Origin of the sequence: Prevotella sp. khp1 (assembly GCF_900102205.1) — a bacterium.
GTDB lineage: Bacteria > Bacteroidota > Bacteroidia > Bacteroidales > Bacteroidaceae > Prevotella > Prevotella ruminicola.
Genome location: NZ_FNJZ01000001.1, coordinates 60,695 through 81,814 on the forward strand (window position 1 = coordinate 60,695; position 21,120 = coordinate 81,814).

General features: G+C 49.9%; 16 protein-coding genes. 3 read left to right on the forward strand and 13 right to left on the reverse strand.

Features of this window, described 5'->3' with window-relative positions; genetic code table 11:
- The 3 genes from BLR73_RS14485 to BLR73_RS00285 all read left to right on the forward strand — a co-directional run bounded on the left by BLR73_RS14485 (position 1) and on the right by BLR73_RS00285 (position 4,635).
- Positions 1 to 723, forward strand: coding sequence for a sugar-binding domain-containing protein (locus BLR73_RS14485; protein WP_233456445.1), 723 nt, complete (start codon positions 1 to 3; stop codon positions 721 to 723).
- On the forward strand, positions 684 to 2,813 hold the full coding sequence (locus BLR73_RS00280) for a glycoside hydrolase family 2 TIM barrel-domain containing protein (protein ID WP_233456444.1): 2,130 nt from the start codon (positions 684 to 686) through the stop codon (positions 2,811 to 2,813). The genes BLR73_RS14485 and BLR73_RS00280 overlap by 40 nt, the downstream gene beginning before the upstream one ends.
- A gap of 493 nt (positions 2,814 to 3,306) precedes the next feature.
- Positions 3,307 to 4,635, forward strand: coding sequence for a uracil-xanthine permease family protein (locus tag BLR73_RS00285; protein WP_233456443.1), 1,329 nt, complete (start codon positions 3,307 to 3,309; stop codon positions 4,633 to 4,635).
- A gap of 10 nt (positions 4,636 to 4,645) precedes the next feature.
- On the opposite strand, the gene mnmE is transcribed toward BLR73_RS00285, so the two are convergent.
- From mnmE to BLR73_RS00350, 13 genes are all read right to left on the reverse strand, one after another.
- Positions 4,646 to 5,992 (reverse strand): tRNA uridine-5-carboxymethylaminomethyl(34) synthesis GTPase MnmE, encoded by a 1,347-nt coding sequence (gene mnmE, locus BLR73_RS00290; protein WP_091857813.1) that lies wholly within the window; start codon positions 5,990 to 5,992, stop codon positions 4,646 to 4,648.
- Between the two features lie 34 nt (positions 5,993 to 6,026).
- Entirely contained in the window at positions 6,027 to 6,899 is an 873-nt protein-coding gene (locus BLR73_RS00295) for a nucleoside phosphorylase (RefSeq protein ID WP_013064290.1), read from the reverse strand.
- A gap of 12 nt (positions 6,900 to 6,911) precedes the next feature.
- Positions 6,912 to 8,042 (reverse strand): hypothetical protein, encoded by a 1,131-nt coding sequence (locus BLR73_RS00300; RefSeq protein ID WP_143010849.1) that lies wholly within the window; start codon positions 8,040 to 8,042, stop codon positions 6,912 to 6,914.
- Between the two features lie 3 nt (positions 8,043 to 8,045).
- Positions 8,046 to 8,825, reverse strand: coding sequence for a tRNA 2-thiocytidine biosynthesis TtcA family protein (locus tag BLR73_RS00305; protein ID WP_013063076.1), 780 nt, complete (start codon positions 8,823 to 8,825; stop codon positions 8,046 to 8,048).
- Positions 8,812 to 11,172, reverse strand: a complete 2,361-nt coding sequence (locus BLR73_RS00310) for a bifunctional dihydroorotate dehydrogenase B NAD binding subunit/NADPH-dependent glutamate synthase (RefSeq protein ID WP_091857820.1) — start codon at positions 11,170 to 11,172, stop codon at positions 8,812 to 8,814. The genes BLR73_RS00305 and BLR73_RS00310 overlap by 14 nt, the downstream gene beginning before the upstream one ends.
- A gap of 20 nt (positions 11,173 to 11,192) precedes the next feature.
- On the reverse strand, positions 11,193 to 12,512 hold the full coding sequence (gene serS, locus BLR73_RS00315) for a serine--tRNA ligase (RefSeq protein ID WP_013065156.1): 1,320 nt from the start codon (positions 12,510 to 12,512) through the stop codon (positions 11,193 to 11,195).
- A 166-nt stretch (positions 12,513 to 12,678) separates the two neighbouring features.
- Entirely contained in the window at positions 12,679 to 12,942 is a 264-nt protein-coding gene (rpmA, locus tag BLR73_RS00320; protein WP_013064241.1) for a 50S ribosomal protein L27, read from the reverse strand.
- A 21-nt stretch (positions 12,943 to 12,963) separates the two neighbouring features.
- Positions 12,964 to 13,281: a 50S ribosomal protein L21 gene (rplU, locus tag BLR73_RS00325; protein ID WP_013063597.1), complete on the reverse strand. Its 318-nt coding sequence runs from the start codon at positions 13,279 to 13,281 to the stop codon at positions 12,964 to 12,966.
- A gap of 458 nt (positions 13,282 to 13,739) precedes the next feature.
- Entirely contained in the window at positions 13,740 to 15,545 is a 1,806-nt protein-coding gene (locus BLR73_RS00330; protein WP_091857825.1) for an ATP-dependent DNA helicase, read from the reverse strand.
- Positions 15,545 to 18,043 carry a transglycosylase domain-containing protein gene (locus BLR73_RS00335; RefSeq protein WP_073047902.1) on the reverse strand — a complete coding sequence of 833 codons (2,499 nt, stop codon included), beginning with the start codon at positions 18,041 to 18,043 and terminating at the stop codon, positions 15,545 to 15,547. The genes BLR73_RS00330 and BLR73_RS00335 overlap by 1 nt, the downstream gene beginning before the upstream one ends.
- Positions 18,024 to 18,944, reverse strand: a complete 921-nt coding sequence (gene miaA / locus BLR73_RS00340; protein ID WP_091857830.1) for a tRNA (adenosine(37)-N6)-dimethylallyltransferase MiaA — start codon at positions 18,942 to 18,944, stop codon at positions 18,024 to 18,026. Before miaA ends, BLR73_RS00335 begins: the two co-directional genes overlap by 20 nt.
- On the reverse strand, positions 18,931 to 19,704 hold the full coding sequence (lpxA, locus tag BLR73_RS00345) for an acyl-ACP--UDP-N-acetylglucosamine O-acyltransferase (protein WP_013063623.1): 774 nt from the start codon (positions 19,702 to 19,704) through the stop codon (positions 18,931 to 18,933). The genes miaA and lpxA overlap by 14 nt, the downstream gene beginning before the upstream one ends.
- 20 nt (positions 19,705 to 19,724) lie before the next feature.
- Complete coding sequence (locus tag BLR73_RS00350; protein ID WP_091857835.1) at positions 19,725 to 21,116, reverse strand: bifunctional UDP-3-O-[3-hydroxymyristoyl] N-acetylglucosamine deacetylase/3-hydroxyacyl-ACP dehydratase; 1,392 nt, start codon at positions 21,114 to 21,116, stop codon at positions 19,725 to 19,727.
- Positions 21,117 to 21,120 lie beyond the last annotated feature (4 nt).

Genomic DNA, 21,120 nt, shown 5'->3' on the forward strand with positions numbered 1-21,120 from the left:
ATGAAAAGAATTTTTTTCGCATTGATGTTGGCGCTGGCTGTTGATGGTCAGGCGCAGACATCTCGTGATTGGGAGAACCCTGCTGTTCTTGGTATCAATAAATTGCCTTATCATGCTACTTTGCAGTTACCTTCTAGGTGGCATGAGTGCAAGGAGATTGTGAGTCTGGATGGTGAGTGGTTCTTCCATTGGAGCCGCAAACCAGAGGAGAGGCCGGTTGACTTTTATGCGGAGCATTTCGATGTGAGCGCATGGGATAAAATCAAGGTGCCTGGCAACTGGCAGACCCAGGGCTTTGGCACACCTATATATACTAATATAGACTATCCTTTTAAGCGTGATCGGCCCAGTGTGACAAGTGAGCCGCCACGTGACTGGACGGCCTATGAGAACCGCAATCCTGTAGGCTCCTACGTTACCTATATCAACGTCACTAAAGCAATGCTATCACAGAATCTTATTCTGCATTTCGGTGGTGTCCATTCGGCGATGTATGTTTGGTTGAATGGAAAGCTGGTGGGCTATAGTCAGAATTCCATGTCGCCGGCCGAGTTTGATGTGACGCAGTATCTGCATGAAGGTGAGAACAAACTGGCTGTCGAGGTTTATCGTTGGTGCGATGGCAGTTATCTGGAAGATCAGGATATGTGGCGCCTTTCTGGCATCTTCCGTGAGGTGCAGTTGTGGGTGCGCCCTTGGTGCATATTGCCGACTACCATGTAACGGCTGTTCCTAACCGACATTTTTCTCAAGCCAGTGTGACTGCTGATATTGCCGTTTGTAATAGCGGTCGCTCAGTGGCTAAAAATATGAAGGCTGTGCTGAAGTTGGATGGACATACCATCGATGGGGCTCTGAAAACGCTGGGGGCAGGCGATACCATGCATGTTAAGCTTTCGCACCTGATAGATCATCCCCGTTTGTGGTCGGCTGAGAAGCCTCATCTCTATCCGTTTAGCGTTGAACTCGTAGATAAGAAGGGTAACGTGGTTGAGCATTTTGATTATCATCTGGGAGTGAAACGGGTAGAAACCGTTGGAGAGGTTTTCAAAATCAACGACAAGAATGTAAAGTTGCGTGGTGTGAATCGTCATGACCATCATCCTATCACAGGTCGCTATGTAGATGATGCTACCTATGAGACGGACATTCGACTGATGAAGCAGGCCAATATTAATTTTCTGCGTACGTCGCACTATCCTGATCGCGAATATCTTTATGAACTCTGCGATAGATGGGGGCTCTATGTGATGGACGAGGCTAATCAGGAGAGTCATGGCTATGGCTATGCCAACGAAGAGATGGGGCATGATGAGGCTTGGAAGCAGGCACATGTGGATCGCGCAGAATCGTTGGTGAAACGTGACTTCAATCATCCATGCGTCATCCTTTGGAGTCTTGGAAATGAGGGTGGGGTAGGTCCTAATATTCAGGCAATGTATGACAAGGTGTGCGAGCTTGACTCTACACGCCTGCCTTTCTACGATTGTCATCCACGCTACTCCGCTCTGCACGACTTTGGTTATCCTGCACCCGACGAACTGCGCAGTGAGGCTATCAAAGAAACGGAGAAACCGCTGATAGCACGCGAATATGCCCACGCCATGGGTAACTCCGTGGGTAACCTGCAGGAGTACTGGGATGTGATATATGCCGACTCAAGTATCTGTGGCGCTGCCATTTGGGATTGGGTGGACCAGGGACTCGTTAAGAAAGATGGGGATAAGAAGTTCTGGGCTTATGGAGGCGACTTTGGTGATAAACCAAACTTAGATGCCTTCTGTATCAATGGTTTGCTGGCACCCGACCGTACGCCACATCCACATTACTATGAGGTACAACATGTGTATCAACCTTTGCAGTTTGTGTTACAAGGGGATAGCATTCATATTATCAATCGTGACAGTTTTACTGATGTGAGTGAGTACGACATCACGTGTGATACTATCGTGATTGATGGTGAACGACTGTTGAATGTGGCTGCGCATTTGCGTCAGGATATGCCTTGGGCTCAGAAAGGATTTGTGGTAGCCAGTGAGCAGTTTGTACTTTCGCCTTATGTGTTCTCGAAACCAGTAGTGACTCCTTCTGATTCTCTTGTTGCAGGTAATGGCATTACCATCCGTGGTAACGCACTCACGTCATGGATGATAGATGGGCGCGAAGTACTGCAAGCCCCCCTCGATCCATATTTCTGGAAACCAGAAAATGACAATCAGCATGCCGCTGGTTTTGCGGGGCGTGTAGCTATGTGGAAAGAGGTAAAAGATGTGAAGGTGCGTTACACCGTGCTTAATGAGCGTAGCATTCTTGTTGATGTTGACTATCAGCCCACAGAAACAAATCGCCCAATTATGCCAAAGTTGGGCATGCGTATGCGTTTGGCAGCTGATATGACAAAAATAGCGTATTATGGTCGTGGACCCTGGGAAAACTATCCTGATCGCAAACGGAGTGCTTTCCTCGGTCTTTATCAGATGCCATTGTCACAATTCGAAACCGAATACATACGTCCTCAAGACAATGGATGCCGTACTGATGTGCGTTGGTTCAGTATATCTAATGGTTCTAACACATTGCGTATTGATGGATTACAACCACTCTGCATTCGTGCCTGGGATTATGGTGAGGAAAACCTTGAGGCGGCTCGTCATCCGTATGAAATTCAGCGTGGGCAGTTTGTAAATCTCAATATCGATTTGAATATTCATGGTGTTGGTGGCATCGACACCTGGGGGCGCCGCACACTGCCCCAATACACCATTGATGGTAACAAACCATATCACTATGCGTTCATTCTAACTTGTATTTAGTTTGTTGGTGCATAAAAAAGCCGCTCGAGAGTCATCAACGACTCGAGGGCGGCACCAACAATCTATGAATAACTAAAAACCTTTTTCTGAGAAAAAACGGAGTGTCACCACTGCGTCTTTGTTATCCTTACTAACAAATCTTTTCTAACACCTTAGAAATACCTATCTCCAATTTAACTAATAAACCTAAAACCAAATTCTAACTAACTATTAACTCTAAATAAAAACCTAAATCAATCTATATTACCTAACTAATACCTCTGTATCTTTTTGACGATGCAAAGGTACGGCGATTTTCGTTACCATACAATAAAAATGATATACTTTTTGCAATAAAATGCATTTCTTTTGATATACATCAAGCTGTTGTGTGCGAACACAGCTAAATTGTGTGCGAAAACAGTTCTTTCGGTAAAAATAAAAATGGGGAAAATCATGAGAGTATTGTGGATTTTTTGTATATTTGCACGATTTTATAAAATTTCTCACTTAGATGAATCAGATAGAAGAAAAAGAGGGCATCTTTGATGCCAGAGAACTGGGCATGCCAAAATACATTATTTTGGGTGTCCAACATTTGTTTGCTATGTTTGGTGCCACCGTGCTGGTGCCTGTGTTAACTGGTCTTTCTGTGTCGTCAACCTTGCTGTTTGCAGGTATCGGCACATTGGTGTTCCATGCTATCAGCAAGTTTAAGGTGCCTGCTTTCCTTGGCTCATCGTTTGCCTTCCTGGGCGGCTATCTGTCGGTGAAGGCACTGGGCGTAGAGCAGGGAATGAGCGAGACGCTGGCTTTGGATTATGCCTGTATCGGCGTGCTCTTTGCCGGTTTGTGCTATTTCGTGATGGCCGGACTCATCAAGTCGTTCGGCATCGAGAGAGTGTTGCATTTCTTCCCACCTTTGGTTACTGGTCCTATGATTATTGCTATTGGCTTGGTGCTCTCGGGTAGCGCTATTCAGAACTGTACCACCAACTGGCCATTGGCACTCGTAGCACTTGTGACGGTGATTGTTGCCAGCATTTATGGTAAGGGCATCATCAAGATTATTCCAATTCTGCTGGGTGTGGTAGTAAGCTATAGCGTTGCCGTTGCAATGGGCGAGGTTGATTTTACTTCGCTGGGCGAGGCAAACTGGATTGGACTGCCTTTCAGCAAGGAGCAGACCGCGCTGGCTGTATGGGATAATATGGATACTACGTTTTTGATTTCTACCATTATTGCCATCATGCCTATCGCCATCGCTACCATTATGGAGCACATCGGTGATATGTGTGCTATCTCTTCTACTGTAGGTAAGGACTTCCTAAAGGAGCCCGGTTTGCACCGTACGCTGATGGGCGACGGACTGGCTACTGCTTTTGCATCGCTGTTTGGTGCGCCTGCTAACACCACTTACGGCGAGAATACCGGCGTGCTGAACCTTACTAAGGTGTTCGACCCCGCTGTGATTCGTCTGGCTGCTGTCTTTGCCATCCTGCTGTCGTTCTGTCCTAAGTTCGCTTGCTTGATTGGCTTGATGCCTGCTGCTACCATCGGTGGTGTAAGCTTGATTCTCTACGGTATGATCTCGGCTGTGGGTGTTCGCAACCTGGTTGAGGATAGCGTAGATTTCAACTCTTCACGTAATGTGTTTGTGGCTGCTTTGATTCTGGTTATCGCCATCGGCGTGAAATACGGTGCCGACGATAACGTAAGCTTCGGTCCTATCCACTTCTCAGGCTTAGCCCTCTCGGCTATCGTAGGCGTAGGTCTTAACGCCGTCCTGCCTGGTAAGTTAGGCATGAAGATTAAGAGCGTTCACGGTAAGGAAAAGAAATAAAACCCAAGAATCACTTTCCCACGCAGAAGTTTTTAAAGATATTTCCTAAAACTTCGTTGGGGGTGATTTGACCGCCGGTGATTTCGGCGAGGGTGTCAAGGGCTTGGCGGAGATCTTCACTCAGAAGGTCTCCGCTAAGTTGCATTTGGAGACCGTCGATCACGCGTTGGATGCTGTCGTGAGCACGCACCAAAGCGTCGTAATGACGGGCGTTGGTAACAATGATGTCGTTATCGGTTAGGGCAGGAATATTAGCTGCCTCGTAGACGGCTTGCTCTAACTCTTCGATACCGGTACCAAACTTAGCACTGATGGTGATAAATGGGCGATTTAACAGATTGTAACTATTGTTATCCGCCTTGTCGGCTTTATTTTTGATAACGATAAGCTTCTTGTTATCAGTGCGTTGTAATACATCGTTAATTTCTTCTGTTGAAGGCTCTGCATCAATCAGCCAAAGCACGATGCGGGCCTTGTCGATAGCGGCATATGTGCGGGTAATACCTATCTGTTCTACCTCGTCCTGGGTCTGTCGGATACCTGCTGTATCGATAAAGCGGAAGGTGATACCGTTGATGTCGATGGTGTCCTCGATGGTATCACGGGTGGTACCATGAACGTCGCTCACAATAGCGCGATCATCCTTCAATAAGCGATTCAGAAGGGTAGATTTTCCCACGTTGGTCTTGCCCACAATGGCCACAGGGATACCTTGCTTAAGTGCCTGACCTGTTTCGAAGCTTTTGGCCAAGCGGGTAATGTGATTGTCAATCGTTTTCGTTAAATCCATCAGCTCGCTGCGGTCGGCAAACTCCAAATCCTCGTGATCGGAGAAATCAAGCTCGAGCTCTAAGAGTGAGGTGAGCTTGAGCAGCTGTTCGCGCAGTTGGGCCAGCTTGGATGAAAAATGACCACGCAGCTGACTCATTGCTATCTGGTGGGTAGCCTGATTGGTTGAGGCTATCAGATCGGCTACAGCTTCGGCCTGCGAGAGGTCCATCTTGCCGTTCAGATAAGCACGCTGTGTAAACTCACCTGGGCCCGCCTGGCGACAACCATTGGCTATCAGCAAGGCTAACACCTTATTCAGGATATAACGTGAACCGTGACACGAAATCTCTGCGCTCTCTTCGCCCGTATAAGAGTGGGGGGCACGGAATACGCTTACCAGAACCTCGTCAATCGTCTCTTCGCCGTTCCTGATATGCCCATAATGAATGGTGTTGGGCTGGGCGTTTGTGAGGTCCTTGGTAAATACACGAGAAAGAATCTCAAGTGTTTCGTTACCTGAGATTCTTACTATTCCTATTGCTCCGCCAGGGGCGGTAGCGAGTGCGCAAATTGTGTCGACCGACATTAAACGTTAAAGATTAAACATTAAAGATTAAACATTAGATGCGGTCGAGAACTTTTTCGATAAGGGTATCGATGCTGTTCTTGTACTCGGTGTTCATCTTCTGGGCGTAGCGGTTGGCGATAACCATGCAGCAGGTCATAGCACGATGACCCAGTAGCGATGCCATACCGGCGAGGGCTGATGACTCCATCTCGAAGTTGCAGATCTTCAAGCCATCATACTCAAAGCTCTCAATCTTCTCGTTCTGCTTGGGATCCTCGATGTTAGCACGCAGCACGCGACCCTGAGGACCGTAGAATCCGCCACACGAGATAGTATAGCCACGAACCATATCGTCCTTTGCAATGCGGTCGATAAGCTCAGCATCGGCTACCGATACGTAAGGAGCACCCTTGATGGGGTTCCAGTTCATGTGCTGCTTAAAAGCCTCTTCAAGCTTCAGGTCGCACACCTTATTACGGTCGGCATAGTAGTTCAGCAAACCATCAAAACCAATGCTCTTTACGCTGGCTACGAAACATCCGGTAGGGGTGTTGGGCTGCAAACCGCCACAGGTACCGATACGTACCATGGTGAGGGTGCGATGCTCGGCTTTCTCCTCGCGGGTGTTATAATCGATGTTGGCGAGTGTGTCGAGCTCGTTGGCTACGATATCAATATTGTCGCAACCGATACCGTGACTCTGTACAGTGATGCGTTTGCCTTTATACATACCTGTGATGGTGTGGAACTCGCGACTGCTAACCTCGCACTCCTTTGAGTCGAAGTGAGCTGCAACTGTGTCTACTCGGGCTGGATCGCCTACCAGCACCACCTTGTCGGCCAGCTGTTCTGGCTTCAGATGCAGATGGAAACATGAACCATCGGCATTGATAATCAGTTCTGATTCTGGAAAATTCTTCTTCATAGACTGTATGTATTATTTAATTTTACTTTTAATTTCTGCATTACGGATTGCTTTATCCAACTGTTTTACGTTGGCGTTCAGCTCTACCACCTCGGCTTCGAGCTTCAGAATCTCGTTCTTCAGCACTTTTCTACCGTTGGTGTTGGCTGTGTGATACTGCTGGCGCAACTGGGCCAGGCGTGCGTTGGCGGTATCCAGCTTGCTCTGCTGTTCCACCAGCTCAGGGTAGAGCGATTTGGCTTCTTTCGATTGGAAGTTTACTGTCGCTTTACCTTTGTTGTTCGTTTTTTCGACTGATGTGCCAGCGGCGTATTTCTGCTTGATACGCTCGAGGGCAGCCTGACGCTCAGCGCCATCGCCCCAGGTATCAGCAATGCTGGTGATATCAGCCAGATTACGGATCTGCTCTTCTGAATACACGGCGCCATCGTAAGTCTTACGTGTCTCTGATGGCACGAAGATATAGATACATAACTTGCCCTCAGGCTGGCGACGATCGCTGGCGAAGTAGCCGATACGGTTGGTTTCGTCGATAGCGTACATGTAGTCGTTGGCCTCAGAGTTGAAAGGCATACCGATATTCTCGGGTTTCAGGAATGAACCGCTACGCGAGTCGTAGCGTGTCACAAAGATGTCGTAGCCACCAATACTCTCTTCGCCCTTACCGGCAAAGTAGAAGGTTACGCCATCGGCAAGCATAAAGGGGTAGGAGGCCTCGCTGATGCCCTCGCTGATACCAGTAAGGCGCTGCGCACGGCTCCATTCGTTACCCAGTTTGTCGGATGTGAAGAGCTGCTGCAGCGTGTCGACAGGCTGACTGAAGTACACCTTGTTGCCCATCTCGTTGATGTAAAGGCAACCCTGCTGCTGATTGTTGAAGAAGGTGCCCGTAGGCATCAGCTTACCCGATTCGGATGAGAGTCGGATTGAAGCCAAGAACTGCTCCTTATCGGTTACGATACTGTCGATAATCACAATTTGCTGTGTCATCTCGCGCATATTGGTGATGCGTGGATCCTCCTGTGGCTCTTCGATCACAGGCACGGGTTTAGCTTTGGGCTTTACACGTTTACGTTTCTGTGCTGCCATCGGGAGCGACAGCAGTACGGCCAATGCAAGTATCGTAATCTTTCTCAGGTTCATATCTTATTCTTCTATTAGTTTGTTGTCAGCGTTCAGCGCGTTCCACATGCTGTAGCGGGCTTCAGGGTTCATCTGCTCGATAGCATCGTAGATGTGCTTGATGTCGGCGCGATGCGAGTGGGTCTCGTAGGGACAGAGTTTCTGCTGTTTCTGATAACCCTGCAACTCAGCGTACTGCTTGATGTCTTTCTCCTCGATCATACACAGCGGACGGATGATGGCGAGTGGCATCTTGCGCATCCTGAGTAGGGCGGGCATGGTGTCGAATCGGCCTTGGAAGGTGAGATTCATTAATGCCGTGTGCAGCAGGTCGTCCTGATGATGCCCTAAGGCAATCTTGTTGCAGCCTAACTCCTGCGCCAGATTGAACATCTGCTTGCGGCGGTTCCATGAGCACAGGAAACAGGGCGTTTTCTGCTTGCGGCGACGGGCTGCGTCGGTAGGTTCCGAATCGGCTGTAGCGTCAACCTCAAAGCTAGTAGTTAGCACGTGGAGCTTTACGCCCAGGTTGTCGCAGAACTGCTGCAGGTAGCTTGTGTCGGTCTCGTAGTGGATGTTAGCCATCCTAACGTGCAAGGCCTCTACCGTAAAACGTGGGTGCTGTATGCGCGAGCGCTTGGCCAGCATTTCGAGCAACAGGAGCGAGTCCTTACCGCCCGATAGCCCCACGAGTATGCGGTCATCATCTTCTATCAGATGATAAGTAGCCATCGCCTTGACAAAACGCTCATTGAGACGATGCCAGAGGCGATGGCTCTCTTTATCTTGATTAAGCTTCTCCACGCAGATGCTTATCCATATTCAATGCAGCACGACGGCCATCACCCATAGCGAGGATGACTGTTGCACCACCACGCACGATGTCGCCACCAGCGAAGATCTCAGCACGAGACGACTGCATCTCCTCGCTCACAGCGATGGTGTTCTTGCGGCCCAGCTCCAAGCCCTCAATACTCTTTGGTACCAGTGGGTTTGGTGATACGCCAACGGCCACAATCACCTGATCAACATCGAGTGTTACGGTCTTACCCTCAACGGGAACAGGACTGCGGCGACCTGATGCATCGGGCTCGCCCAGCTCCATCACCTGCAGAACGGCCTGCTTAACGGCACCCGTCTCGTCGGCAATATACTCGATAGGATTATGCAGGGTGAGGAACTTAATGCCCTCTTCCTTAGCATGCTTCACCTCTTCCAGTCGGGCTGGCATCTCAACCTCACTACGACGATATACCAAAGTAACATCGGCACCCAGACGCTTGGCTGTACGACAAGAGTCCATAGCGGTATTACCACCACCTACAACCAGTACGCTCTTGGCGGGGTTCAGTGGGGTATCGGTCTTGGGGTTGGCGGCATCCATCAGGTTCACACGGGTAAGGTACTCGTTTGATGACATGATGTTGATGCTGTTCTCGCCAGGGATATTCATGAAGTTAGGCAGTCCGGCTCCCGAACCAACGAAGATGCCCTTGAAGCCCTGAGCCTCAAGCTGCTCTACGCTGATGGTCTTACCCACAATCACGTCGGTCTGGAAGTGAACGCCCATCTTAGCCAGATTCTCGATTTCTACATCTACAATCTTATTTGGCAGACGGAACTCGGGGATACCGTACTTCAGCACACCACCGATTTCGTGCAATGCCTCAAATACATATACATCATAACCTTTCTTCACCATATCGCCAGCAAAGCTCAGTCCGGCAGGACCCGAACCAACTACGGCAATCTTCATACCGTTGGCTGGTGCAATCTCAGGCAGACTGATGTTGCCGCTCTCGCGCTCAAAGTCGGCTGCGAAACGCTCCAGGTAGCCGATGGCTACAGCGGGCTCGTTCATCTTCAGGTGGATACACTTGCTCTCGCACTGCTTCTCCTGAGGACAAACACGTCCGCACACAGCGGGCAGGGCAGAGGTGTTCTTCAGCACCTTAGCAGCAGCCAGGAACTGACCGCGCTCGATGTTCTTGATGAACGATGGGATATTGATGTTTACAGGACAGCCCTCAACACAGGTTGGTTTGGCGCAATCCAGACAGCGCTTAGCCTCGGTCATTGCCATCTCCTTGGTAAGTCCGATGTTTACCTCCTCGGTACGTGTGGTAGCACGATAAACGGGGTCGAGCTCAGGCATAATCACGCGCTCAATCTGAGTGCGCTCTTTTGGTTTCATGCTCTTTCTGAGCTCATCACGCCAAGCAGCGTTGCGGTCGGTCAGCACCTCGATGGGATCGTTGGTAGGATCGCTGTCCATCTTGATGTCGGAGCCTTTAGCCTCGGCTTTCTCCTCGGCGTTTAGACTGTCCAGATGCTCCTCGTAGTGGGCCAGCTCCTCCTGCTCTTCGCGCTTAAAGGTGCCCATACGCTTAAACATCTCGTCCCAGTCAACCAGAGCACCATCAAATTCAGGACCGTCGATACAAACAAACTTTGTCTTGCCTCCGATAGTGAGTCGGCATGCGCCACACATACCTGTTCCGTCAACCATAATGGTGTTCAGGCTAACTTCGCAAGGAATGTTGTGCTTCTGAGCGGTGAGGTTCGAGAACTTCATCATGATTGGAGGTCCGATGGCGAATACCTTATCCACGTGTGGCTCCTGCTCAATGAATTTCTCGATACCAACGGTTACTACGCCTTTCTCGCCGTAGCTACCGTCATCGGTCATAATGATTACTTCGTCAGAACTTTCGCGTACCTTATCCTCAAGGATAATCAGGTCCTTTGAGCGACCTGCCATTACTGAGAGCACACGGTTGCCAGCAGCCTTCAGGGCCTGGATGATGGGCAGCATAGGAGCAACGCCCAGTCCACCACCTGCGCAAACTACCGTTCCGTAGTTCTCAATCTTAGTGGGGTTACCTAATGGACCAACCACGTCGGTCACATAGTCGCCCACATTCAGGGCACAGAGTTTTTTAGATGAGAGTCCCACCATCTGTACAACCAGCGTGATGGTACCCTTCTCGATGTCTGCGCCAGCGATGGTCAGCGGCATGCGCTCACCCTTCTTGCCTACGCGCACAATCACAAAGTTACCGGCTTTACGGCTCTTTGCAATCAGTGGAGCTTCGATCTCGAAGAGAAATACTTTCTCAGAGAACTGCTCTTTTCTAACGATTTTGTTCATAAGTATTTGTAAGTTGTTGATTAATCAATCATGTCGCAACCCATGTAGGGTACGAGTGCTGCTGGGATCTTGATACCGTTTTCGGTCTGATTGTTCTCCAGCAGGGCAGCCACGATACGAGGCAGAGCCAAAGCCGATCCGTTCAGTGTGTGGCACAGCTCGGTCTTCTTGGTCTCGCTGTTACGATAGCGGCACTTCAAGCGGTTAGCCTGGTAGGTGTCGAAGTTAGATACACTTGATACCTCGAGCCAGCGTCCCTGAGCCTCTGAGTAAACCTCGAAGTCGTAGCAGATAGCGCTTGTAAAGCTCTGATCGCCACCGCAAAGCAGCAGAATACGATAGGGAAGCTCTAACTTCTTGAGCAGGCCCTCAACGTGTTCCAGCATCTCCTTGTGGCTCTCCTTTGAGTGCTCGGGCTTATCGATACGTACAATCTCAATCTTCGAGAACTCGTGCAAACGGTTCAGTCCGCGAACGTCCTTACCGTATGAGCCCGCCTCACGACGGAAGCACTCTGTGTAAGCACAGTTCTTGATAGGCAGATCCTTCTCGTCGAGAATCACGTCGCGATAGATGTTTGTTACAGGTACCTCGGCTGTTGGGATGAGATAGAAGTCGTCAACCTCGCAGTGGTACATCTGTCCCTCCTTATCGGGCAGCTGACCTGTACCGTAGCCTGATGCAGCATTAACTACTGTAGGAGGCATAATTTCGGTGTAGCCGCTCTTACGGGCCTCGTCGAGGAAGAAGTTGATGAGGGCACGCTGCAGACGGGCACCCTTACCGATATAAACGGGGAATCCGGCACCAGTGATCTTTACGCCCAGATCAAAGTCGATGAGGTTGTATTTCTTGGCCAGCTCCCAGTGGGGCAGGGGATTGGCGATACCCAGTGATGGGTTAACGTCCCAGTTGCCAACGGTGTCGTTAGCGGTGCACTCCTTCAGGTTGCTCTTTACTACGTGGTTATCCTCAGCTACCTTGCCCTCGGGAACCTCGTCGTAAGGGATGTTAGGAATCTGGCACAGCAGAGTGGTCATCTCCTCCTGAGCCTTAGCCATAGTCTCGTCGAGCTCCTTTGACTTCTCCTTGAGCTGAGCCACCTGAGCCTTTACCTGCTCGGCCTCGTCCTTCTTGCCTTCCTTCATCAGACGGCCTATCTGTCCTGAGAGCTGCTTCTGCTCGTTCAGGCATTTATCAAGTTCCTGCTGAGCTTCGCGACGCTGCTTGTCAACGGCCAGTACATTGTCGATAGCCTCCTTGGCGCCGGCGAAGTGTTTCTTCTCCAATCCGCGAATTACGCGTTCTGTTTCCTCATTGATGAGTTTGAGTGTTAACATCTTAAATACGTATTTATTAGTTTATATTCTTTATCTAAGGCGCAAAGGTACAAATAATCGGTTAAATAGCCAAAGAAATAAGCTAAAAAAAGCAGAAATCCCGCTACTCCTTGCGGAGTGCGGGATCCTGTTGTTTGTTTGGAATAAGTGTTTCTTAATAATTCTCTTAGGCCTCAGCGTTTGGAATTACTGATACAACGCTCTTGTTGTACTTGCCCTTGTGGAAGTTTACGGTACCATCTACGAGAGCGTAGAGAGTGTCGTCCTTACCGATGGCAACGTTGTTACCAGGATTGTGCTTTGTACCACGCTGGCGAACGATGATGTTACCAGCAACGCACTGCTGACCACCGAAGATCTTGATGCCAAGTCGCTGAGCTGCGCTCTCACGACCGTTCTTAGAACTACCTACACCTTTTTTATGTGCCATAATGTTGTTCCTCCTACGTTTTTAAGCGATTACCGACTTGATTACTACTTCTGTGAACTGCTCACGATGACCGTTGCGAACGCGATAGTCCTTACGACGCTTCATCTTGAAAACGATGACCTTGTCACCCTTTACGAGTGGGTTCACTACTTCACACACTACTTTTGCTCCGTCTACGGTGGGAGCGCCTACCTTTACTGCACCGTCAGCATCTACGAGCAGTACCTTGTCAAATTCAACAGTCTTGCCTGCCTCAACATCCTTGATGTGGTGCACGAAGAGCTTCTTGCCCTGCTCGGCCTTGAACTGCTGACCCTGAATTTCTACAATTGCGTACATTTGCTTTTTATTTGTATTTAGGGGTTTTTCCGCGAGGCGGCATACGTTCGTACACACTTAACTCTGCCCCAACGGACTCTAACGGGGTGCAAAGGTACATATTTTAATTGATAGTTGATAGTTTATAGTTGATAGTTTATTATTATTTATGAAAAATTAACCTTTCGGGTAGGGGTAAAAAAAAGAGCAATGACTTTCGCAAGCGATCGCTCCATATCTTCAATAGGTATTAGTCTTCTAAGGTAAAAAGATTGTTTTCAGGATAACGGTGGCAAAGGTAAGGCTTTTTTTGGAAACTCACAAATTTTTTCGCGTTTTTTTTTGACGAATCGGCTCTGTGCACCTACACAAAGTTGTATTTTAAACAAAATTAACAAAAATTGCTATGTAAACGATTGCAAAATGGGGGTATTTTGATAGTTAAGAATTTAGAATTATGAACAAAGAGGAGGGGTGATTTATTTAGTTGTTTTCTGAAGTTTTTTCAGTCGGCGTTGTGCGTCGCCGGCATCAGGGTATAATTCGAGTGCTTTCTGATAGTTGCGGATAGCGGCTTCGGTCATGTGTTCGTGTTCGCACTCGCGACCCATGATGGTGTATTCGGCAGCCAGGCGCTTCAGCATCTCGCGCTTGGCATCCAGTTCGTTCTTCAGCTGGGCCATCTCAGCTTCGTGGTCGGCCTTCAGGCGTTCTATCTCGCGTTTCTGGCGATTGATAATCTCCAGCTTATGACGGATATAACGACGGATATGCGGCTTCTCGATATCGTAGCGCAGATGGATGGCTTTGAAGAATGAGTCGAGGAATGATTTGAAATCACCTCGGTCAAAGGCGGTTACGGCATCGTGGTATTCGCGGTCGGCCTTACCTTCCTGCAGGGCCTGGTTGATTATCTGCTGGTTGTTGTACTGATTGGCAAACCTTACTACCTCGGCGCGTACAAAGATATCGCTGGGGCGCAAGGGCTCTTTCAGGGTGATGCCTTCGAGCGATGTACAACGCGAAAGGGCCACATAAGTCTGTCCGCCAGCAAAAGCGCCACCGCCACCAAAGTCGATCGAGATTTGCGAGAATGTCAGTCCCTGACTCTTGTGTACCGTTATGGCCCATGCCAAGCGCAGCGGGAACTGGGTATAGGTGCCTAAAAGTTCTTCCTCAATTTTCTGTTCCTTCTCGTTAAAGGTGTAGCGCATGTTCTCCCAGATGTCGCGTTCCACGTCAAACTCCTCGTTATCTTCGGTCATCACGCCAATCACGCCGCCTTCCTCGTCGATATACTCGATGGTGCCCAGCGTACCGTTAACCCAACGCTTCTCCTTATCGTTCTTGATAAAGATAATCTGTGCGCCTGGTTTCAGGTGCAGCTCCATAGGGGTGGGCAACGAGCTCTCAGGGAAGTTGCCTTTGATTTCGCCCTTAAACATACTCACTTCGCCATCCAGCGCATCCAGCTGCTGGTCGTTGATGAAATCAACCGTATCCCTGCGGGCAGCGAGGGTGATGGAGAGCGGTGAGCCAGATGAGCTAGAAGTGCTAGATAAACGAGAATTGCTAGATAAACTAGATGGATTTGCAACTCTGCTGTTTAGTGATTGCAGATCGTGCTGGGTGGCGGTGTTGTTGCGGATGCGATCCAGGATGGCGATAAACTTATCGTCGGTTTGGCGATACACCTTACGCAGCTCGATAGACACAATCGGCATGGTCTGCCACACTTTGGCGTTAAAGAAATAAGCCGAAGGGTAGAAGGGCTGCAACAGCTGTCGGTCGTCGTCCTTCAGCACAGGCTCCAGCTGGTAGATATCGCCCACCAGCAACAGCTGTTTGCCACCAAACGGCTCGGGGTTGCGCGTGTACGCGCGTAATACCTTATCTATAAAGTCGATAATATCGGCACGCACCATCGATATCTCGTCGATGATAATCAGCTCCACCTCGCGTATCAGTTTACACTGGGCGCCGTTATATTTCAGGGTTTTCTTCAGGTTCTTCCAACTGTACTGCACATCGTTGGGCAATAGCGGGTGGAAGGGGAGTTTAAAAAAGCTGTGAAGTGTTGAGCCACCTGCATTGATAGCTGCAATGCCGGTAGGTGCCAGTATCACGTGCTTCTTTTTGGTGTTTTTCGAAACGTAGCGCAGAAAGGTAGATTTACCAGTGCCCGCTTTTCCGGTTAGGAAAAGCGAGCGCCGTGTATAGTTGATGATTTGGAGAGCGTCCTGCCACTCTTTGTTGTCCAAATCAAGTTGCTGTTCTGCTTGCATTAATCTTTTTTCTCGGTAGCTTCGCCGTTATTGTTTGGTGTTGGTGTGGTGTTGGCGTTCTCGTGGTCGGCCTCACCGGTCTTGATACTGCCGTCGCCCTGCACCTCAATCAGTTCGCCGCTCTCCGAAACGTGGAGCGAGTCAACAGCGATTGAGTCGGAATCCGAAGGCATAGCCAGATAACCGCCGCAACCATACATAGCCTGTGTGAGCGAGTTATCCTTTGATGCACCAAACTTTGCGTGATACTTCTGGAAGGCAGGATCCTTGAGCAAGCTACCCAGGAAGTAACCACAGATGGGCAGTGCCGTACGGTTACCCTGACCCAGCATACCCGAACGGAAGTGGATGCAACGATACTCGCCACCTACCCATGCGCCACAAACCAGGTTAGGTGTGGTGCCGATAAACCAGGCATCAGAGTGGTTGTTTGATGTACCGGTCTTTCCACCAAAGTCGGTGTCGGTCACGTCATAACCTACAAATCCTCTCAGTCGTGAGCTGGTACCGCTCATACCACCCATCAGCAGCTGCTGTACCAGGAAGGCGCTGCGGTAAGGAATGGCCTGCTCGCCCTGTGTAGGAGCCTCGTAAATCACGTTACCGTCGCGGTCCTCAATCTTGCTTACCAGTACGGGATCGTGCTGTACACCATCGTTACAAGGTGTGCAGTAGGCGCTTACCATCTCCAGCAGGTTTACGTCGCTCGAACCCAGAGCCAGGGCTGGGGTAGCGTCGAGCTTGCTCTTGATACCCATGTCGTGGGCAGTCTTTACGATATTGTCGATACCGCACTCCTGACCCAGACGAACGGCTACCGAGTTGATACTCATAGCAAATGCCTGCTTCAGGGTGATGTCGGCGTTCGAGAAACGTCCGTCGGCATTGGTTGGTGCCCATGTCACCTCCTCGCCGTGATCCATCACCTTCATCGAGAAGTACTCGTCCTTACGGGTGTCGCAAGGGGTGATGCCCTGATTCATGGCCTCGGTGTAAACAAACAGCTTGAAGGTAGAGCCAGGCTGACGCATAGCGGTAACCTTGTCGTACTTCCAGGTCTTGAAGTCAACGTCGCCTACCCAAGCCTTTACGTGTCCGGTCTGAGGCTCGATGGCCACAAATCCGCAGTGCATAAAGCGCTCCATATAGCGCAGCGAGTCGAGTGTAGAAATCTCCTTCTCGATATAGCCAGTCTCGCTGTCGTAGTCGAACAGGCGTACCTTATGAGGCAGGTTCAGATAATAATCGATAGAATCCTGATTATCCTCGAACTTTCTACTCAGATATTTATAATAAGGTGTCTTCTTGGCCAGATCCTCGATAAAGTGGGGAATCTCAACGTGGCGCTCGTCCTGCCAGGGATTAGTGCTGCCCCAGTGCGAGTTAAAGCTCTTCTGCACCTGCTTCATCTGCTTCACTGCAGCCTCCTCGGCATACTTCTGCATACGCGAGTCGAGTGTGGTGTAAATCTTCAGTCCCTCGGTGTAGTAGGCGTATTTGTTATTTTCGCCGTAGTAGTCGGTACACCAGCCCTTCATAAAGTCGGCCACAGCCTCGCGGAAGTAGTTAGCCTCGCCGTCGTAGGCATTCTCCACGCTGTAGTCGAGCTTAATTTCCAGCTGCTTCAGCGAGTCGCACTCCTGCTTGGTCAGGTCGCCGTGCTGGTGCATCAGGTCGAGCACAATGTTACGGCGCTTCAGCGAGTTGTTGGGGTTAATCAGCGGGTTGTAGTAGGTGGTAGCCTTCAGCATACCTACCAGCACAGCTGCATTCTCGGTAGTAAGATCCTTTGGCGAGCAACCAAAATAAGTTTTACAAGCTGTCTTGATACCGAATGCGTTCGAACCGAAATCCACGGTGTTGGCATACTGTGTCAGAATCTCGTTCTTGTCAAAGAAGAACTCCAGCTTGTAGGCAGTAATCCACTCCTTACTCTTCAGGATGAGCATCTTGATACCGGGGATGTTACCCAGCAAACCTGTAGAATACTCCGAACGTGTACGGAACAGGTTCTTGGCCAACTGCTGTGTGATGGTTGATGCGCCACGTGCATCGTGGTGCAGGGCGTAATCCTTCAGGGCAGCAGCAAAAGCCTGATAGTCGATACCATGATGACTGTAGAAACGCTCATCCTCGGTATCAATCAGGGCCTTCCAGAAGGCGGGGTTAACATCGTCGTAGCCTACAGGGGTACGGTTCTCGCTAAAGAACTTACCAATCTGTTTGCCATCGGCACTGAGAATCATCGAAGCCTCGGCTGGGCGCTTGTTCTTGATGGTGCTCATCGAGGGGCTCTTACCAAACAGCCACAGGAAGTTCATGTCAACGGCTCCTAAGTACAGGAAGAAAGCCACCACCAGCGAAGCGATGCCCACCAGTGTCTTTACGTACCAGGCACGTCCCTGATACAAGCCTTTATACCAAGGCCAGAAGCCTTTGATTTTCTGTTGAGCCAGATTCAGCCAGCCCATCATCTTTTCAGTTGTTTTGTTGCTCATAGTCTTGAGATATGTAACTATAAATTTGTTCTATTTCGTCAGGGTGAAACCACCTTATCTGTTCATCTTTCTTATACCATGTTAATTGTTTGCGTGCGTATCGCCTGGTGTTACCCTTTATACGTTCAACGGCCTCTTCCAGTGTCCAGGTGCCGTCGATGTAGGCAAACATCTCTTTATAACCCACCGTGTTGAGCGCGTTCATGTGGCGCATCGGGTACAAACGTTTTGCTTCGTCCAGCAGTCCGTCGGTCATCATCTGGTCAACGCGTTGGTTGATGCGGTTGTACAGTTCCTCGCGGTCGCGGTTCAGTCCGATTTTCACAATGCGGAACGGGCGTTCTTTCTTTTCGCGTTTGCGGAACGAGGTGTAAGTCTTACCTGTCATCAGGCATATCTCCAGTCCGTGCACCACGCGGCGAGGGTTCTGCTTGTCAACTATCTCGTAGTACTCAGGGTCAAGCCTTCTAAGTTCTTCTACTAGAGGTTCTAGACCTTCGCTAGATAACCTAGCTTTTAGGGCTTCGCGAGTTGCATCGTCAACCGTTGGTATATCGTCGATACCGTTGCACACAGCATCAATATACATCATGCTACCGCCTGTAAGCAGGGCATAGTCGCTATGCTCGAACTCGCGCTGCAGAATTTCCAGAACCTGTTGTTCAAAGAGCGATGCACTGTAGTAATCGTGCAGCGAGAGCGAACCCACAAAGTAGTGGGGCACTCGTCGCATTTGCTCGATTGTGGGACTTGCTGTCCCTATCTTCAGTTCCTTGTAAATCTGCCTCGAATCGGCATTGATGACAGGTATGCCAAAGTGCTGGGCTATGTCGAGACACAAGGCTGTTTTGCCTACGGCCGTTGGCCCTGTGATCACGATAAGCGTCTTAGCGGATGACACCTCTCTTCGAATTTTCGATAAACGAGCAGATATATTCTACCTCCTTAGAGTCGGGGTACTTAGCGCGGGCCTCGGCCACACCTTCCTTCATCACACCCTTTGAGTAGATGATACGGTAGGCATCGTGGATGGCCTCGATGGTCTCGTTCGAGAAACCACGACGGCGCAGTCCGATCAGGTTCACGCCAGCATAGCGGATAGGCTCCTTACCTGCGATGACGTAGGGAGGAATGTCCTGACTGGTACGGCTACCACCCTGGAACATGATGTAACCACCCACGTGCAGGAACTGGTGGAACAGGCAGCAGGCCGAGATGATAGCGTTGTCGTCAACTACTACCTCGCCGGCAAACTTGGTTGAGTTGCCGATGATACAGCCGTTACCAATCTCACAGTCGTGTCCGATATGCATATTCTCCATCAGCAGGTTGTTGTTACCCACGGTGGTCTTACCCTTCGAGGCAGTACCACGACTGATGGTTACGTTTTCGCGAATTGAGTTGTTGTCGCCAATCTCACAGGTGGTCTCTTCGCCCACGAACTTCAGATCTTGGGGCTTGGTAGAGATTGATGCACCTGGGAAAATCTCGTTGTTGTTACCCAGACGGGTACCAAAGTGCAGTGTTACGCCGTTATACAGCTTGTTGTTGTCGCCGATTACTACGTTCTTGTCGATCACGCAGAAAGGGCCGATAATATTGTTGTCGCCCAGTTTTGCCTCGGGGTCAACAATTGCCATTGGGTGTATCTGATTTGCCATTTTTCTTTGAACTTTGAACTTTATTTATTCTTTACGATCTGGGCGGTGAAGGTGGCCTCGCTTACTACGTGGTCGCCTACGAATACGTAGCCCTTCATCGATGAGATACCGTGACGTACGGGTGCCAGCAGCTCAACCTTGAAAATCAGGGTGTCGCCTGGTACTACCTTCTGACGGAACTTCACATCGTCTATCTTCATAAAGTAGGTGCTCCAGCGCTCGGGCTCCTCCAGGGTGTTCAGTACCAGCAGTCCGCCGCACTGGGCCATAGCCTCAATCTGCAGCACACCTGGCATCACGGGCTCCTGTGGGAAGTGTCCCTGGAAGAAAGGCTCGTTGGCGGTGATGTTCTTGATACCTACGATAGTGGTTGCGCCCAGCTCTACCACCTTGTCAACCAACTGCATGGGGTAGCGGTGTGGCAGCAGTTCGCGAATACGGTTCACGTCCATGATTGGCTCCTCGTTCGGATCGTAGATAGGTGCCTGGATTTCGTGCTTACGAATCTCTTTGCGCATCATGCGTGCGAACTTATTATTAACAGTGTGTCCTGGACGTGTGGCAATGATACGTCCCTTGATGGGCTTGCCAATCAGTGCCATATCGCCGATGATATCCAGCAGCTTGTGACGTGTGCACTCGTTCTCCCACTGCAGGGGCTTGTGCTGAATGTAACCCAGGTCGGTAGCGTCGCGATGCTCAACGTGCAGCATATCAGCCAGCATGTCCAGACGCTCCTGAGTGGTCTGACGCTCGTAGATAACGATGGCGTTATCCAGGTCGCCGCCCTTAATCAGGTTGGCCTGCAGCAGAGGCTCGATATCGCGTACAAACACGAATGTACGTGCGCTGGCAATCTCGGTGGCATACTTAGCGGGGTCGTCGAGTGTTGCAAACTGCGAGTTGATAAACTTACTCTCGAACGAACACATAGCGGTGATGGTAAATGCATCGTCGGGCAGGATAGTGATGCACGATCCTGTCTGCTCGTCCTTAATCTCTATCTTCTTGCGGATGATATAGTAATCCTTGGGTGCGTTCTGCTCCTCGATGCCTACCTCCTGAATCTTGTTGACGTAGAGGATGGCCGAACCGTCGAGGATAGGGAACTCAGGACCGTTTACCTGAATCAAGCAGTTGTCGATGCCCAGTGCATAGAGGGCCGACAAACCATGTTCAACGGTCGAAACGCGCGCATCGCCCTTAGCCAGTACGGTACCGCGCTGGGTATCGATTACGTTCTCGGCAATGGCGTCGATGATAGGCTGACCCTCCAGGTCGATTCGCTGAATCTTATAACCTGTATTCTCGGGTGCAGGGTTGAATGTAACGGTCAGGTTCAAACCTGTATGCAGACCTTTTCCGAACAAAGAAAAGCTGCCTTTCAGTGTTTTCTGTTTCATATCATTTATTTTC